Below are 1,102 nucleotides of genomic sequence, written 5' to 3'. Positions count from 1 at the left end.
TTGATCTGTTCGGCAAGTTGCGTCACCGCGATTTCCCTGGCGGCAAACTGCTGCGTACGCCGGCACTGGTGCTGGGGATGGCCTACTATCGCTTGCGTGACTATTTGTAAGCGCAGCGGTTCACGCGGCCAGCTCCGTTAAGCGCCTTCGGGCGCTTTTTGATATTGCAACATTTCAACTTTAGTTGTATTGTTGAAGCATGGAAAACCAAACCGCTACCCACATTTTCGAATCGCTGTCCTCCGGCATCCGCCTCGACGCCTTTCGCCTGCTGGTCAAACATGGTCATGCAGGGCTGGTGGCCGGAGAAATTGCCGCTGTGCTGGATCTTGCGCCTAACAAGCTGTCCTTCCATCTCAAGGCACTGACGCATGCGGGCCTGGTATCGGTGACGCAGGAGGGACGCTTTCAGCGCTACCGTGCCAATCTGCCGCTGATGCTGGAATTGATCGCCTATCTCACCGCCGAGTGTTGCAGCGGCAAGCCGGAGGAGTGTCTCGATGCGCGTGCCGCTTCGTGCTGCCCGGACACCGTTTTGCCCCCTGTTTCTCCTAAGCTGGAATCTTAAGCATGAATATTCTTTTTCTGTGTACCGGCAACTCCTGCCGCTCCATTCTTGGCGAAGTCACCTTTAATCATCTGGCACCGGAAGGCTTTAGGGCTATGAGTGCCGGCAGCCAGCCGGCAGGTTATGTTCACCCGCGCTCGATCGCGCTGCTTGCGCGCGAAGGCATGAAGATCGATGGACTAAGCAGCAAGAGCTGGGATGCGCTGCCGGCTATCCCCGATATCGTGATTACCGTGTGCGCATCCGCCGCCGGCGAAACCTGCCCGGCCTATCTGGGCCCGGCGCTGCGTACGCACTGGGGGGTGGAAGACCCGGCGCATGCGAGCGGCACGGACAGCGAAATCGACGCGGCCTTTACTGCGGCCTACGCCACTTTGCGTGCGCGCATCGAGGCGCTGCTGGCCTTGCCGCTGGCAAGCATGGATCGCAGTGAGCTTAAGGCCGAGCTGGATCGTATCGGCCGTGAAGTCTTCTGATGTGATTAACATTTCAACATTATTAGGATTATTGATATGAAAAAAATCGAGATTTTCG

At 57.4% G+C, this 1,102-nt stretch carries 2 protein-coding genes; both read left to right on the top strand.

Annotated elements, in window-relative coordinates:
- Positions 1-199 precede the first annotated feature (199 nt).
- Positions 200-568 (top strand): ArsR/SmtB family transcription factor, encoded by a 369-nt coding sequence (locus tag EGI20_RS18740; protein ID WP_498632222.1) that lies wholly within the window; start codon positions 200-202, stop codon positions 566-568.
- Between the two features lie 2 nt (positions 569-570).
- On the top strand, positions 571-1,044 hold the full coding sequence (locus EGI20_RS18735; RefSeq protein ID WP_498632224.1) for an arsenate reductase ArsC: 474 nt from the start codon (positions 571-573) through the stop codon (positions 1,042-1,044).
- Positions 1,045-1,102 lie beyond the last annotated feature (58 nt).

The organism is Aquitalea sp. S1-19 (genome assembly GCF_024343515.1).
This window is presented reverse-complemented; position numbering and strand designations above follow the sequence as displayed.